11 protein-coding genes are annotated in these 14,196 nt (G+C 69.6%); 10 read left to right on the forward strand and 1 reads right to left on the reverse strand.

The window, feature by feature from the left end; all coding sequences use genetic code 11:
• The 5 genes from rpmA to PV396_RS14270 all read left to right on the forward strand — a co-directional run bounded on the left by rpmA (window position 1) and on the right by PV396_RS14270 (window position 7,410).
• On the forward strand, window positions 1–255 hold the full coding sequence (gene rpmA / locus PV396_RS14250) for a 50S ribosomal protein L27 (RefSeq protein ID WP_006374707.1): 255 nt from the start codon (window positions 1–3) through the stop codon (window positions 253–255).
• A 120-nt stretch (window positions 256–375) separates the two neighbouring features.
• Window positions 376–1,812 (forward strand): GTPase ObgE, encoded by a 1,437-nt coding sequence (gene obgE / locus PV396_RS14255; protein ID WP_319204436.1) that lies wholly within the window; start codon window positions 376–378, stop codon window positions 1,810–1,812.
• 247 nt (window positions 1,813–2,059) lie between these two features.
• Entirely contained in the window at window positions 2,060–3,610 is a 1,551-nt protein-coding gene (locus PV396_RS14260) for an alkaline phosphatase D family protein (RefSeq protein WP_319204438.1), read from the forward strand.
• Between the two features lie 159 nt (window positions 3,611–3,769).
• Window positions 3,770–5,272, forward strand: coding sequence for a bifunctional cytidylyltransferase/SDR family oxidoreductase (locus PV396_RS14265; protein ID WP_319204440.1), 1,503 nt, complete (start codon window positions 3,770–3,772; stop codon window positions 5,270–5,272).
• A 101-nt stretch (window positions 5,273–5,373) separates the two neighbouring features.
• Window positions 5,374–7,410 (forward strand): hypothetical protein, encoded by a 2,037-nt coding sequence (locus PV396_RS14270; RefSeq protein WP_319204442.1) that lies wholly within the window; start codon window positions 5,374–5,376, stop codon window positions 7,408–7,410.
• A 56-nt stretch (window positions 7,411–7,466) separates the two neighbouring features.
• On the opposite strand, the gene PV396_RS14275 is transcribed toward PV396_RS14270, so the two are convergent.
• Entirely contained in the window at window positions 7,467–8,741 is a 1,275-nt protein-coding gene (locus PV396_RS14275; protein ID WP_319204444.1) for a phospholipase D-like domain-containing protein, read from the reverse strand.
• Between the two features lie 285 nt (window positions 8,742–9,026).
• Here PV396_RS14275 and proB point away from each other — a divergent pair, with 285 nt between their 5' ends.
• The 5 genes from proB (at window position 9,027) to PV396_RS14300 (ending at window position 14,158) form a co-directional block, all read left to right on the forward strand.
• Complete coding sequence (gene proB, locus PV396_RS14280) at window positions 9,027–10,154, forward strand: glutamate 5-kinase (protein WP_319204447.1); 1,128 nt, start codon at window positions 9,027–9,029, stop codon at window positions 10,152–10,154.
• Between the two features lie 197 nt (window positions 10,155–10,351).
• Entirely contained in the window at window positions 10,352–10,816 is a 465-nt protein-coding gene (locus PV396_RS14285) for a hypothetical protein (protein WP_319205507.1), read from the forward strand.
• A gap of 96 nt (window positions 10,817–10,912) precedes the next feature.
• A complete protein-coding gene (locus tag PV396_RS14290) occupies window positions 10,913–12,199 on the forward strand; it encodes a glutamate-5-semialdehyde dehydrogenase (RefSeq protein ID WP_319204449.1) in 1,287 nt (428 codons plus the stop codon).
• Window positions 12,200–12,329: 130 nt separating this feature from the next.
• Window positions 12,330–12,986 (forward strand): hypothetical protein, encoded by a 657-nt coding sequence (locus PV396_RS14295; protein ID WP_319204451.1) that lies wholly within the window; start codon window positions 12,330–12,332, stop codon window positions 12,984–12,986.
• Between the two features lie 101 nt (window positions 12,987–13,087).
• A complete protein-coding gene (locus tag PV396_RS14300; RefSeq protein WP_319204453.1) occupies window positions 13,088–14,158 on the forward strand; it encodes a hypothetical protein in 1,071 nt (356 codons plus the stop codon).
• Window positions 14,159–14,196: the final 38 nt, after the last annotated feature.

Below are 14,196 nucleotides of genomic sequence, written 5' to 3' on the forward strand. Positions count from 1 at the left end.
ATGGCACACAAGAAGGGCGCATCGTCCACCCGGAACGGTCGCGACTCCAATGCCCAGCGGCTCGGCGTGAAGCGCTTCGGCGGTCAGGTCGTCAACGCCGGTGAGATCCTGGTCCGCCAGCGTGGCACCCACTTCCACCCCGGCGCGAGCGTCGGCCGTGGCAAGGACGACACGCTGTTCGCGCTGGCCGCCGGTGCGGTGGAGTTCGGTACCCACCGTGGGCGCAAGGTCGTGAACATCGTTCCGGTCGCCTGATCGGTTCTTTCGCGAGGCGGACCTCACTTCCCGGACGGGAAGCGGGTCCGCCTTTCGCGTGTTCCAACTGAGCAGGGAATCCTGCGCAGAGATTTCCGTACGTAACTGGAGGCACATCCCATGACCACCTTCGTGGACCGCGTCGAGCTGCATGTCGCCGCGGGTAGCGGAGGTCACGGCTGTGCCTCCGTCCACCGTGAGAAGTTCAAGCCGCTGGGCGGGCCCGACGGCGGCAACGGCGGGCACGGCGGTGACGTGATCCTCACCGTCGACCAGTCCGTCACCACGCTGCTCGACTACCACCACTCCCCGCACCGCAAGGCCACCAGCGGCAAGCCCGGCGAGGGCGGCAACCGCTCCGGCAAGGACGGGCAGGACCTGGTGCTGCCGGTGCCGGACGGGACGGTCGTCCTCGACAAGGCGGGCAATGTTCTGGCCGACCTTGTCGGTCACGGGACCTCCTACGTCGCCGCCGAGGGCGGGCGCGGTGGGCTCGGCAACGCCGCGCTGTCCTCCGCCCGGCGCAAGGCGCCCGGGTTCGCGCTGCTCGGGGTGCCCGGCGGGATTCAGGACATCGTCCTCGAGCTGAAGACGGTCGCCGACGTGGCGCTCGTGGGGTATCCGAGCGCCGGTAAGTCCTCGCTGATCTCGGTGCTGAGCGCCGCCAAGCCGAAGATCGCCGACTATCCGTTCACGACGCTTGTGCCCAACCTGGGTGTCGTGACGGCTGGGGCCACTGTTTACACCATCGCCGATGTGCCCGGTCTCATCCCGGGTGCCAGCCAGGGCAAGGGGCTCGGTCTTGAGTTCCTGCGGCACGTCGAGCGGTGCAGTGTGCTCGTGCATGTGCTGGACACGGCGACGCTGGAGTCCGAGCGTGATCCCGTCTCCGACCTCGACATCATCGAGGAGGAGCTGAAGCAGTACGGGGGGCTGGGGGACCGCCCGCGGATCGTGGTCCTGAACAAGGTCGACGTGCCGGACGGTCTGGACCTCGCCGAGATGGTGCGGCCCGAGCTGGAGGCGCGGGGGTACCAGGTGTACGAGGTGTCCGCCGTCGCCCATATCGGGCTGAAGGAGCTGTCGTTCGGGCTCGCCGAGATGGTCGGGCAGGCGCGGGCCGCCAAGCCCAAGGAGGAGGCGACCCGCATCGTCATCCGGCCGAAGGCCGTCGACGACGCGGGCTTCACCGTCGTCCAGGAGGAGGACGGGCTGTTCCGGGTGCGGGGCGAGAAGCCCGAACGCTGGGTGCGGCAGACCGACTTCAACAACGACGAGGCGGTCGGGTATCTCGCGGACCGGCTCAACCGGCTGGGTGTCGAGGACAAGTTGATGAAGGCGGGGGCCCGGGCGGGCGACGGCGTGGCCATCGGGCCCGAGGACAACGCTGTGGTGTTCGACTGGGAGCCGACGGTGATGGCGGGGGCGGAGATGCTGGGGCGGCGTGGGGAGGATCATCGGCTCGACGAGGCGAGGCCTGCGGCGCAGCGGCGGCGGGATCGGCAGGCGGAGCGGGACGAGGCGCAGCAGGAGTTCGACGACTTCGAGCCGTTCTAGGGGGTGCGGGTGGGTGGGGGTGGTGTTTTCGCCCCCGCCGCCCCTACCCGTCCCATCCTGAACCTGGGGGCTGTGCCCCCAGACCCCCCTTTCGGCCCTGAAGGGGCCTCGTCCTCAAACGCCGGACGGGCTGGGGATGCCGGGCTGAAAGGCAGGGCCCCGCCTGACTCGCTGCGAACTCCGTTTTCTATGATCTCCGTCTGATCTTCCGAAGGTCCAAGAGGCCTCCCAGGCACGGAGTTCGACGGTGAGTGGTGTCGTTTCGGCCGGCAGGCGTCGGTTTTTGACCGCTGGTGCCGCCGCTGTCGGGGCTGCCGCTTCCGGGCAGCTGCTGATGGCGGGGACCGCGCGGGCCGCGCAGACGCCGTTGCCCGCCGGGGTGTTCAGTCTCGGGGTCGCCTCCGGGGACCCGCTGCCCGACGGGGTCGTGCTGTGGACCCGGCTCGCTCCCGATCCGCTCCATGGGGGCGGGATGCCCGACCGGGCAGTTGTCGTCGAGTGGCAGATATCCGACGACCCCCGGTTCCGGCGGAAGGTCCGAAGCGGGTACGCCTGGGCCCGGCCCGAGTTCGGGCACAGCGTTCACGCCGATGTACGGGGGCTGCTCCCCGAGCGGCACTACTGGTACCGGTTCCGGACCAGCGGGCAGATCTCGCCAGTGGGGCGTACCCGTACCGCGCCCCGGCAGTTCGCCTACGGCAACCATCTGCGGGTCGCGCTCGCGTCCTGCCAGAACTGGCAGCACGGCTACTTCACTCCGTACGCCGACATGCGCGCCCAGGACCCGGACCTCGTCGTCTTCGTCGGCGACTACATATACGAGTCGACGCCCGCGAGCACCGGCGTACGCAGACACGAGGGCAGCGGCGAGCCGTACAGCCTCGTTCAGTACCGCAACCGGTACGCCCAGTACCGCAGCGATCCGCACCTCAAGGCGATGCACGCCGCCGCGCCCTTCGTCGTCACCTTCGACGACCACGAGATCGACAACGACTTCGCCGGGGACATCCCGCAGGACCCCGACAAGCAGACGCCGGAGGCGTTCGCCGCCCGGCTCGCCGCCGGCTACCAGGCCTACTACGAGCACATGCCCGTACGGGCGGCGGCGATACCCGACGGCCCCCACATACGGATGCACCGGCGGCTCGACTTCGGGCTGCTCGTGCGGCTCAACGTCCTCGACACCCGCCAGTTCCGCAGCGACCAGGCCACCACCCAGGCCGGTGCCCAGGACCCGGCGATGACCATGCTCGGTGCCGCGCAGAAGCAGTGGCTGCTCAGCAGTCTCCGCGGGTCGCAGGCCCGGTGGAACCTCATCGCCTCGCAGATCATGATGGCCGAGACCGACCTCAAGATCGGCGACGGCAAGCTCTGGTACTACGACTCCTGGGACGGCTACCAGGTCGAACGCAACGCCCTGCTCGCCGAGTTCGCGAATGTCCGCAACCCCGTCGTCCTCTCCGGCGACCGGCATCTCACCATGATCAGCGACCTCAAGCGGGACTTCGCCGATCCCGGCTCGGCGGTGGTCGGTTCCGAGTTCGTCGGTACGTCCATATCCAGCGGCGGGGACCAGGACGCCGTCGCCTTCCACAACGAGTGGGACGCGCGGATGGGTGACAATCCGCACTGGAAGGTCATCGACAACCACCGCGGCTACCACCTGTTCGACATACGGCGCACGGGTATCGACGCCCAGGTCCGGATCGCCGACACCGTGACCAGGCCCACCTCCGCGTCCCGGACGCTCGCGAAACTCCATGTGGAGTCCGGGAAACCGGGAGTGCGGAAGGTCTGATGAAGGTCGAGCAAGTAGACCGTAAGCAAAATCACCGGAACAATTTCCGGTGAATAACAGGTTGCGCGCAGATATGCCACGGAGGGCGCTCACCTTGCACTGCGGTAACCGCAGATGGGACGATTTCAGGGTTCTCCGTTGCCCCGAGGTAGGTCGCCCGTGTCCCAGCGCAAAGCCAAGCCCCGCACCACCGCCGTCGTCCTCGCGGGCGGCACCGGTCAGCGGGTGGGTCTGTCGATTCCGAAGCAGTTGCTGAAGATCGCGGGCAAGGCGGTCATCGAGCACACCCTGAGCACGTTCGAGCAGGCGGAGTCGATCGACGACGTCATCGTGCTGATGGCGCCGGGCTATGTCGCGGACGTCGAGAAGATCGTCGCCAAGGCCGGTTTCAAGAAGGTCACCCGGATCATCGAGGGCGGTGCCACGCGCAACGACACCACCGAGCGGGCCATCGAGGCCCTCGGGGAGGGGCTGGCCGAGGGCGAGGACCGCAACGTCCTGTTCCATGACGCCGTACGGCCGCTGCTGTCCCAGCGGGTCATCGACGACTGTGTCATCGCCCTCGAGCGGTATCAGGCCGTCGATGTCGCTATCCCCTCCGCCGATACGATCATCGTCACGCGTACGCATGGCGACGACGGGGAGTTCATCACCGACATCCCCGACCGCTCGCGGCTGCGGCGCGGACAGACGCCCCAGGCGTTCAAGCTGTCGACCATCCGGCGGGCCTACGAGGTGGCGGCGGGTGACCCCAACTTCCAGGCCACGGACGACTGTTCGGTGGTGCTGCGGTACCTGCCGGACGTGCCGATCCATGTCGTCGCGGGCGACGAGTACAACATGAAGGTCACCCAGCCCGTCGACGTGTTCATCGCCGACAAGCTCTTCCAGCTCGCGTCCGCCGCCACTCCCGAACAGATGAGCGAGGAGGCGTACCGGGAGTTGCTCACCGGCAAAACCCTCGTCGTCTTCGGCGGGTCCTACGGCATCGGCAAGGACATCGCCGAGCTGGCCGAGGGGTACGGCGCGAAGGTGTACGCCCTCGGGCGGTCGACCACCGGCACGCACGTCGAGAACCCGGAGGAGGTCGACGACGCGCTGTCCAGGGCGTACTCCGAGACCGGGCGCATCGACTACGTCGTCAACACGGCCGGCGTACTGCGGATCGGCAAACTCGCCGAGACCGACAACGCGACCATCGAGGAAGCGCTGAAGGTCAACTACCTCGCCCCCGTGCAGATCGCCCGGTCGGCCTACAAGTACCTCGCCGAGACCAAGGGCCAACTGCTCCTCTACACCTCCAGCAGCTACACGCGCGGACGCGCCGAGTACAGCCTCTACTCCTCCACCAAGGCCGCGATGGTGAACCTCACCCAGGCCCTGTCGGACGAATGGGCCGCCGACGGCGTCCGCGTCAACTGCGTCAACCCGGAGCGCACGGCCACGCCGATGCGTACCAAGGCCTTCGGCGAGGAGCCCGCCGGTTCGCTGCTGTCCTCCGAGGCGGTGGCCCGTACCTCGCTGGACGTGCTGCTCTCCGAGCTGACCGGGCATGTCATCGACGTCCGCCAGCAGGACCCGACGGCCGCGGCCGGCCGGGCCTCCGGCTTCGAACAGGCGCTCGCAAGCGTTCTCGACCGGCAGAACGAGGACCTGGAATAAAGTCCACACCACATTCACAGGAACGCTGCCGGACAGACATCCAGACAATTCCCGAGTAATTCCAGATCGTTCCCAGGTACTTTCCCAGATACAGGTTCTCCTTGATTTCCACTGCTATTCGCGTCGCCCGGGTGGGCAGCCCGGCCGAACTGGCCGCGGCGGTCCTCATGATGCTGGGCTTCCCCTGTCTCATGCTGGCCGCGCTCCTCCCGAGCGTGCCCGCCTTCGCCGTCGCCGCCGCAGTGACGTACCTGGCGGACAACTATCTGCACCACCGGGGCAGTTATCTGGTCAACCGCCTCAGCAAGGTGCGCGCGGGCGTCTCCATCCGGTTTCTGGTCCGAGAGCTGCTGGTGCTGTTGCTGCTGGCCCGCCTGGACCTCTCCCGGAGCCTGATCTTCTACGCGGCGATCGCCTGCTTCATCGCGTTCTACGGTTTCCAGGCCCCCCAGGGCGCCCTGGTCACGCTGATCCGCAACCGCCGCCGGATGCCGGTGGCCACCCGCAACGTCGATCTGGCCTCGCGCATCGCCATCCCGGACGCCCCGCCGCGCTTCCTTCTGGAACGCCCCACCGAGAAGATGCTCCACCTCGACCTGGCCGCGCTGACCGGCATCCTGGTCACCGCCGAGTCGGGTTCGACGGCGTACGGCATGGTCGGCGTCGGTGTCACCCTCGGACTGGCGTTCCTGTACGTGGTCGCCCTCGCGCCCTACGTCCGGGGGCGCCGCATCCCGCCGGACGCGGAGACGGTGCTCGCGGCGACCGACGCGTGGCTGCGGGAGTACCGGCCGCAGACGGTGCTGTACTTCTCCGGCTCCAAGGACTCGGCGTACCAGGTCAACATGTGGCTGGAGACGATGGAGCAGCTGGACACCCGGCCCCTGATCGTCCTGCGGGAACGCGTCATCCTGCAGAACCTCGCGCCCACGACCGTCCCCGTGATCTGTGTGCCCGGCGGCATCCATCTGATGAACCTGGACCTGCGCACGGTCCGGGTCGCGCTCTACGCGGCCAACGTCGGCAAGAACATCCACCTGCTGCGCGTACCGACCATGAAGCACGTCTTCATCGGGCACGGCGACAGCGACAAGATCGCCAGCGTGAACCCGTTCAGCAAGGCCTACGACGAGGTGTGGGTCGCCGGGCGGGCCGGACGCGACCGGTACGCGATCGCCGACGTGGGCGTCCGGGACGAGGACATCGTCGAGGTCGGGCGACCCCAACTGGCGCCGATTCGCGGGCCGTTGGGGGCGCCGACGGACGGGCGTATCCCGACCGTCCTCTACGCGCCCACATGGGAGGGCTGGGACGACGACCCCGGCAACACCTCCCTCCTCCTCGCCGGCGAGAACATCGTGCGCGAGCTGGTGGCGGCCGACCCGCCCGTGCGGGTGCTGTACAAGCCGCACCCCTTCACCGGCACCCGCAGCGAAGAGGCCGGGGCCGCCCACGAGCGGATCACCGCGCTGGTGGAGAAGGCCGCCGTCGTACGGGCCGCCGACCCGCGTTTCCTGGGCGACGTCGACGAGCAGACACGCGCCAAGGCCGACCTCGTACGGATCGAGGCGCGGCTCGCCGAACTGGCCGGGCCCGCCGGGGAGAAGGGCGACGAGGCGGAGGCGTCCCGGGACGGGGTCGTCGACGTGGAGCGGCACGAGGAGATCGCGAAGCTGCGCACCGAGTGGAACGACGCGTACTGGCGTTCGTTCAGCGCCGGCGAACACCGGGTCGTCACGGGCGCCGAACCACGGCTCTACGACTGCTTCAACGTGTCCGACGCGATGGTCTCCGACATCTCCAGCGTCGTCTCCGACTTCATCGCGAGCGGCAAGCCGTACGCCGTGACGGACTCGGCGGAACTGGGCGCGGAGGAGTTCAAGCGGCAGAACACCGCAGTACGCGCCGCCGTGATCCTCGGCAACAGCGCGCAGGAGCTGGGCCTGTTGCTGGACGCGGTGCGCGACCCGGCGGCCGATCCGCTGGCCGGTGAGCGTGCGGAGCTCAAGCGGTATCTGCTCGGGCCGGACGAGCCGCCGTCCATCGAGCAGTTCAACACCGCGACGGCGGACCTCACGGTGAAGGCCGAGGCACGCAACGCCGGTCAGAAGCGGCAGGCGGCGGCAGCGCGGAGCTGAGAATCCGCCCGTCCCGAGGATCGCTCCTCGGGACGGGCCCTCTCCTGTCTGTCCGGTCAGGCCTCGGGCGTGGTGGTCAGCCCCTTGCAGGCGTTCGTGTTGTCCGCCGTGCCCGGGATCGCCGCCTCCTTGGCCGCGTTGAAGGCGGTGACATAGGCGTCGTGGTCGGCGTTGCTGTCGACCTTCAGCAGCGCCTCGTCGTTCTTGGTGAGAGCCGGGCCGCTGTAGTTGTGGCTGCCGGTCCACAGGACCTTCTGGCTCGCCGTGCCGTCGTACTTGCCCTCGATCAGCAGGTACTTGGAGTGGATGATGCGTGCGGCGGTGTTCGCGTTGTTGTCGTCGTCCCAGTTGTAGCAGCGCAGGGCAGGGCCGCCTGAGGCGTGCAGGGTCTCCCAGGTGCCGCTCGAACTGCCGCTGTCCGTCTCCGAGTAGACGATGTCGACCTGGCAGCCGGTCTTCTGGAGCGCGACCAGCTTCTGCGCCACGGCCAGCCGGGTCAGCTTGAACATCCCGACCCGGACCTTGGTCTGCTTGGCCGTACCGCCCTCGGTGTAGGCGCAGGTGACGTTGTCGAGAACGGCGGTGATGGTGTCACCGGGGGAGGGGTCGTTCGCGGCGCGCGGGAAGAAGTACGCCTTGTACGGGCTGCTGGTGGTGGAGGTGTACCGCCAGTTCGCCCAGTCCTTGCCGACCAGCTTGCCGAAGTAGTCGCTGTACGCGGTGTAGATCGCCGTGTTGTTCGGCAGGACGTACGCGTCGTTCCAGAAGCGGCTGTAGCTGGACGGCGTCATGTTCGCCGAGGACTGCACGACGACGTTGTTCGCGCCGTCGAGCTGCGAGAACAGCCAGAACTTGTTGTGGTTGATGGAGGCGCCCTGGGCGGGCCGGCCCAGGCAGGACTTGTCGACCGGGCACAGGCCGACGAACGAGTCCTGGGTGAGGTCGGTGCCGAGGGCCGAGGCCAGGACGGGGTACGAGGGCTCGCCGTCGATGTCGCTGACGGAGCTCTCGTCCAGCATCACCTGCACCTTGACGCCCCGGGTGCGGGCGTCGGCCAGGGCCTGGGCCAGGCCCTTGTCCCAGAGGTGGTAGACCGAGGCCTTGATGGACGAGCCGGACGGCGACTGGCCGATGTACTCGAGGAGCCGGGTGCGGATGGCCTGCTGTTCGGCGACGGTTCCGGTCGGGTTGTTGAAGACCGGGCCGGCGGTGACGGCGGCGGACGCGTCCCCGGCCAGGCCCAGTTGGAGCCCCGCGGCGAGCGAGAGCGCGGCGAGGATCGCGGCGAAACGGTCGGCTCCGCGAGCTGGTCGGCGGCGCGCGAAGTTCATGGTTCCCCCTGGCACATGTGCGCCGGACACCGCTGTCGGTGATCGAACTGGCGCTTGTCGGGGGGATGTTGCCAGAGAAATCGACTGTACGGCCAGAAAAGAGCGACAGATGATCACTGGCCTCGGGCCGGCCGACCGGGCCATCGCCGGAATCGCAAACGATCACGTGAGATCCCCGAGTCCGCGTGCTGGACCGACGAGCGGTACCCCGCCCCCTTCGCGTAAATTTGCGGCTCAGCGCAGCCGGGCAGTCCGGGCCGGCCGACCCGAGGGGACAGCACGCAGGTGGCAGGGGCAAGGCAGGCCGTCGCAGAGGCCCACAGGATCGTCGTCAAGGTGGGTTCCTCGTCGTTGACGACCGCGACCGGCGGTCTCGACGCCGACCGGGTGGACGCGCTCGTCGACGTACTCGCCAAGAGCCGCAGCGGCGGCGAGAAGGAGATCGTCCTGGTCTCCTCCGGTGCCATCGCCGCGGGTCTCGCCCCCCTCGGTCTGCGCCGGCGCCCCAAGGACCTGGCCCGCCAGCAGGCCGCCGCGAGCGTCGGGCAGGGACTCCTCGTCGCCCGCTACACCGCCTCCTGCGCCCGCTACGGCATCCGCGTCGGCCAGGTGCTGCTGACCTCCGACGACACCAGCCGCCGCGCCCACCACCGCAACGCCTCGCGGACCCTCGACAAGCTCCTCGCGATGGGCGCGCTCCCGGTCGTCAACGAGAACGACACCGTCGCCACGGACGAGATCCGCTTCGGCGACAACGACCGCCTCGCCGCCCTCGTCGCCCACCTCGTCCGCGCCGACCTCCTCGTCCTGCTGTCCGACGTCGACGGCGTGTACGACGGCGACCCCAGCAGGCCCGGTACGGCACGGATCGCCGAGGTGCGCGAACCGGCGGACCTCGCCCATGTCGACATCGGCAGCGCGGGCAAGGCCGGCGTCGGCACCGGCGGCATGGTCACCAAGGTCGAGGCCGCCCGGATCGCCGCCGCCGCCGGTATCCCGGTGGTCCTGACAAGTGCGGTGCACGCCGCCGACGCCCTCGCGGGCCGGGACACGGGCACCTACTTCCACGCCACCGGCAGACGCTCCGCCGACCGCCTCCTCTGGCTCCAGCACGCCTCCACCCCGCAGGGCTCGCTCACCCTCGACGACGGCGCCGTGCGCGCGGTCGTCCAGGGCCGCAAGTCGCTGTTGCCGGCCGGGATCGCCGGCGTCGAGGGCGAGTTCGTCGCCGGTGACCCCGTCGAGCTGCGCGACAGCGCGGGCCACGCGATCGCCCGCGGGCTCGTCAGCTTCGACGCCAAGGAGATCCCCCAGCTGATCGGCCGCTCGACCCGTGAACTGGCCCGCGAACTGGGTCCCGCGTACGAGCGCGAGGTCGTGCACCGGGACGACCTCGTCATCCTGAACCCCTGAGGCAACCTCCGGCCCTCGTTGCCCGTCTTCTTGACCGCAGTCCCGCAAAGGCCGAAAACAGGGGGAACGCCCCGCAAATCCGCCCGCCGTGAGGTGGACGTTCCGCAAAAGTGCCCCACGAAGCGTGCGTACCTGCTTCTCTCTGTTTCAGGGAGATTCCGTACGACCATCGGGTAAAGGAGGCCGTCGTGAGACGAGTGCGCTCTGGGGCGGCGGCGTCCCGCGGTGGAGCCGCCGCCCGCAAGGTGGGCGAGGAGCGCGCCCTGACCAGCGTCGCGGCCGGTGCCCGCTACGAGGAGACGTACGAGGAGCCGAAGGACGTGCCGCGTCTGTGGCACGTCACCCTCAGCGTCTCCGGCCCCGAGGCCCCGCTGAAGGAGGTCCGGCGCGGCCTGGAACAGCTCGCCAACGACCACCCCTTCCTGCTGACCAGCAGATACGCCAACGACCACGCGGAGATCCGCTACTGGGAGGAGGCCCGCGACCTGCACGATGCCGCGGCCGTCGCCCTGCGTCTGTGGGGCGAGCACCGCCAGACCGCGAAGCTGCCGCCCTGGGAGATCGTCGGCCTGGAGGTCATCGACCGTGAGACCTACCACTACCGCATCGCGGAGGGCTTCGGCCCACTGCCGGCGACCCCGGTGGGCGTCCACCCCTTCTGACCTCACCGAGGCCACCCTTTCGCGGGGTCTCAGAGCCTTGTCTCGGGGTTTGGGATAGCCGATGGACGGGTGCGCCCGGCGCACTACGCTTCCCCCATGACCACGCTTTCGCCGTACGACTCGATGTCCCCGGTCACCCAGGCCGCCTACCGCGCCAAGGCCGCCGCCGCCGACCTCGCCCCCCTCCCGAGGGCCGAGAAGGACGACGCGCTCCTCGCCATCGCGGACGCGCTGGAGGTCCGTACGAGCGAAATCGTCGAGGCCAACGCCAAGGACATCGCCCGCGCGCGCGAGGCAGGCACCAGCGAGACGGTCATCGACCGGCTGACCCTCACCCCGGAGCGGGTGCGCGCGATCGCCTCTGACGTGCGGGACGTGGTGGCGCTGCCCGACCCGGTCGGCGAGGTCGTTCGCGGCTCGACCCTGCCCAACGGCATCGACCTGCGCCAGGTCCGCGTCCCGCTCGGCGTCGTCGGCATCATCTACGAGGCCCGCCCCAACGTGACGGTCGACGCCGCCGCCCTCTGCCTGAAGTCCGGCAACGCGGTCCTGCTGCGCGGCTCGTCCTCCGCGATCGCGTCGAACACCGCCCTGGTACGGGTGCTGCGCGACGCCGTCGGCGGGGCCGGCCTGCCCGCCGACGCCGTGCAGCTCGTACCCGGCGAGGGCCGCGATTCCGTGACGGAGCTGATGCGCGCCCGCGGTCTGGTCGACGTGCTCATCCCGCGCGGCGGCGCCTCCCTGATCCGGACCGTCGTCCAGGAGTCGACCGTCCCGGTCATCGAGACGGGCACGGGCAACTGCCATGTGTACGTGGACGCGCAGGCCGATCTCGACATGGCGATCGAGATCCTGCTCAACTCCAAGGCGCAGCGCCCCAGCGTCTGCAACTCCGCCGAGACCCTCCTCGTCCACCAGGACATCGCCCCCGAGTTCCTGCCGCGCGCCCTGGACGCGCTGGCCGAGGCCGGCGTCACCGTGCACGCCGACGAGCGCGTGCTGGCGTACGCGAAGGACTCGAAGGCCACGGTCGTCGAGGCGACCCTGGAGGACTGGGAGACCGAGTACCTGTCGTACGACATCGCCGCCGCGGTCGTCGACTCGCTGGACCGGGCCGTCGACCACATCCGCCTGTGGACCTCCGGGCACACGGAGGCGATCGTGACGACCTCGCAGCAGGCCGCACGCCGTTTCACCCAGCTGGTCGACTCGACGACGGTCGCCGTCAACGCGTCGACGCGATTCACTGATGGCGGTCAGTTCGGTTTCGGCGCGGAGATCGGTATCTCGACGCAGAAGCTGCACGCGCGCGGGCCGATGGGGCTGCCGGAGCTGACCAGCACCAAGTACATCGTCACCGGTGACGGGCACATTCGCCGCTGACGGGGTGCGCTCTCGGGTCCGGCCGCCGGGGCGCGCGACGGCGGTCGGCGGGGCATGAAACGCCTCTCACCCAGGAGCTGAATTTCCCTACCGCCTGCCCAAATTGACACCCCCGGTCTACTCTGGATCCGTGCCGGAGGACGTGGGGGGCACGCCGTTCTTCCCTGACGGCTGGGAGCCCGACGACGACCACGACCGCGGGGTGTCGGACGAAGAGTTCGCCTCCGTGGTCTTCGACGAGGCCTTCGTACGGGCGGCCGTGGTGCACGAGCCGACCGCCGTCGAACGCCTGCTGGCCGCCGCACAGGCGAGAGCGGAGGCCTCCGAGGCCGAGGCGCGCCGAGCGCACGCCAGAGGCCTCAGAGGGGACGACGAGCGCTACGAGGAGGGCTTCGGGCCCGACGGCCCCGCCTATTTCGGCCACGACCCGGATCTCGACGACCTGGACGACGCCGAGATCCTCGAGGGCCGCTACGGCGCTCCGGGCCCGCACGGCAAACAGGTCTCCCGCTGGCACCGCCCGGTCGCCTGGATGCTCGCCCTCGTGATGGGGATCGGCATGGTCGCGCTGGCGTTCACGGCGGTCTACCGGGGGGCCTCCTCCAGCCGTCAGGAACAGGTCCCGCCGCCCGCCTCGACCGGCCTCGAGCAGGGCAGCGGGGCGGGCACGGGAACGGGCAACGGAACAGGCATCGGAGCGACCATCGGCACGGGCATCGGCGCGAGTCCCTCGGCCTCGGCCGACTACTCCCAGCCGGCCGTCTCGGCAATCCCGCGCACGCCCTGACCGGAACCTCCCCGCGCCCTGTTCCTTCCTGGTGAGAACCTGTCAGAACTTGTGGAGCAGCGGGGCGTTTACCGGGGCTTCAGGAGACCTACTCTGAATGTATGGGCGGACCAGGAGACCCACCTGAGGGGACACCCGAGGCTGCCCCCGGTGGCGGCGAGGACGAGTACCGATCCGTCGTCTTCGACGAGTCGTTCGTCCGTGCTGCCCGCCTCCAGGAGTTCTCCGCACAGGAGCGCCTCGACGACCACGCACCCGCCGTACGCCGTCGCCAGCCCCTGCACCGGGGGCTGTCCCGGCAGGTGCTGATCCTCGTCGTGCTGATCGCCGTCGCCTTCGGCACCGCGATCTACATGGGCGTACGGAATCCGTACGAGAGCCCCGTGGCCGAGTTGTCGCCCGAGCCGCTGCGGATGACCGTCATCCCGCTCGCCCCGCAGGGAGCCGTACCCGGGGCGAGTGATCCCGAACAGTTGTTCGCCAGGAGTCCGGCGGCGCAGTTCGGCATCGGGGCCGAGGGAATCCCGCTGCCCGCCACCCGGCGCACCGCTCACTTCTCGGACAGCCAGGTCGTCAGCGCCCTGGCCGCCGCGAAGGACTACCTGGTCGAGTCCTCGCTCTATCCCGAGGTGCTCGCCGGCAGCGAGGTCCGCGCCGTGCGGGTGATGCTCGATCCGGACCAGCTCGACCAGTTCGACCAGAGCTTCGAGCACCCCGCCGCCGACGGCAGGCACGAGCCCACCGGATGGCTGGTCCGCTTCGATCCCTCCCACGCCCAGCTGGCCGACGACCGGATCCGGGTGCGGGGCACCCTGAGGGTCAGCGAGACCGACTCGCAGACCCTCGAGGTCACCGCGGACCACACCTTCGTGTACGCGCTGAAGCCGACCGGCGCCGACGCGCGGGCGAAGGCGTCGCTGTTCACCGTCCGGCGCGAGCTGCACTTCAGCTTCGACCGTGACGATCTGCGGATGCACCAGGCCCGCCTGGTCGTCTCCTATGTCCAGGCCGGGCCGCTCTCCTGCGCGGAGGACTCCGCGGACCACTTCCGTCCGCTGCTGGCCGGCCAGACCGCCAAGGCGGGTGGGCCGGCCGGGACGGATCCTTACGCCACGGGGGGTGCGACGGCGCTGTGCGGGTCCTTGGCGGTGGGGGCGGAGCCGAAGGTGTGAGGGCGCCTGGGTGCGTGGGGTGCGCGGGGGTGCGTCGT

The sequence above is a fragment of the Streptomyces sp. ME02-8801-2C genome, assembly GCF_033793965.1.
Lineage (GTDB): Bacteria > Actinomycetota > Actinomycetes > Streptomycetales > Streptomycetaceae > Streptomyces.

Bases quoted from the DNA above. Each gene is read 5' to 3' on its own strand.
- rpmA (WP_006374707.1), top strand. From the start codon at position 1: ATGGCACACAAGAAGGGCGCATCGTCCACCCGGAACGGTCGCGACTCC.
- obgE (WP_319204436.1), top strand. From the start codon at position 376: ATGACCACCTTCGTGGACCGCGTCGAGCTGCATGTCGCCGCGGGTAGC.
- PV396_RS14275 (WP_319204444.1), bottom strand. From the start codon at position 8,741: ATGAACTTCGCGCGCCGCCGACCAGCTCGCGGAGCCGACCGTTTCGCC.
- PV396_RS14290 (WP_319204449.1), top strand. From the start codon at position 10,913: ATGACCACGCTTTCGCCGTACGACTCGATGTCCCCGGTCACCCAGGCC.
- PV396_RS14300 (WP_319204453.1), top strand. From the start codon at position 13,088: ATGGGCGGACCAGGAGACCCACCTGAGGGGACACCCGAGGCTGCCCCC.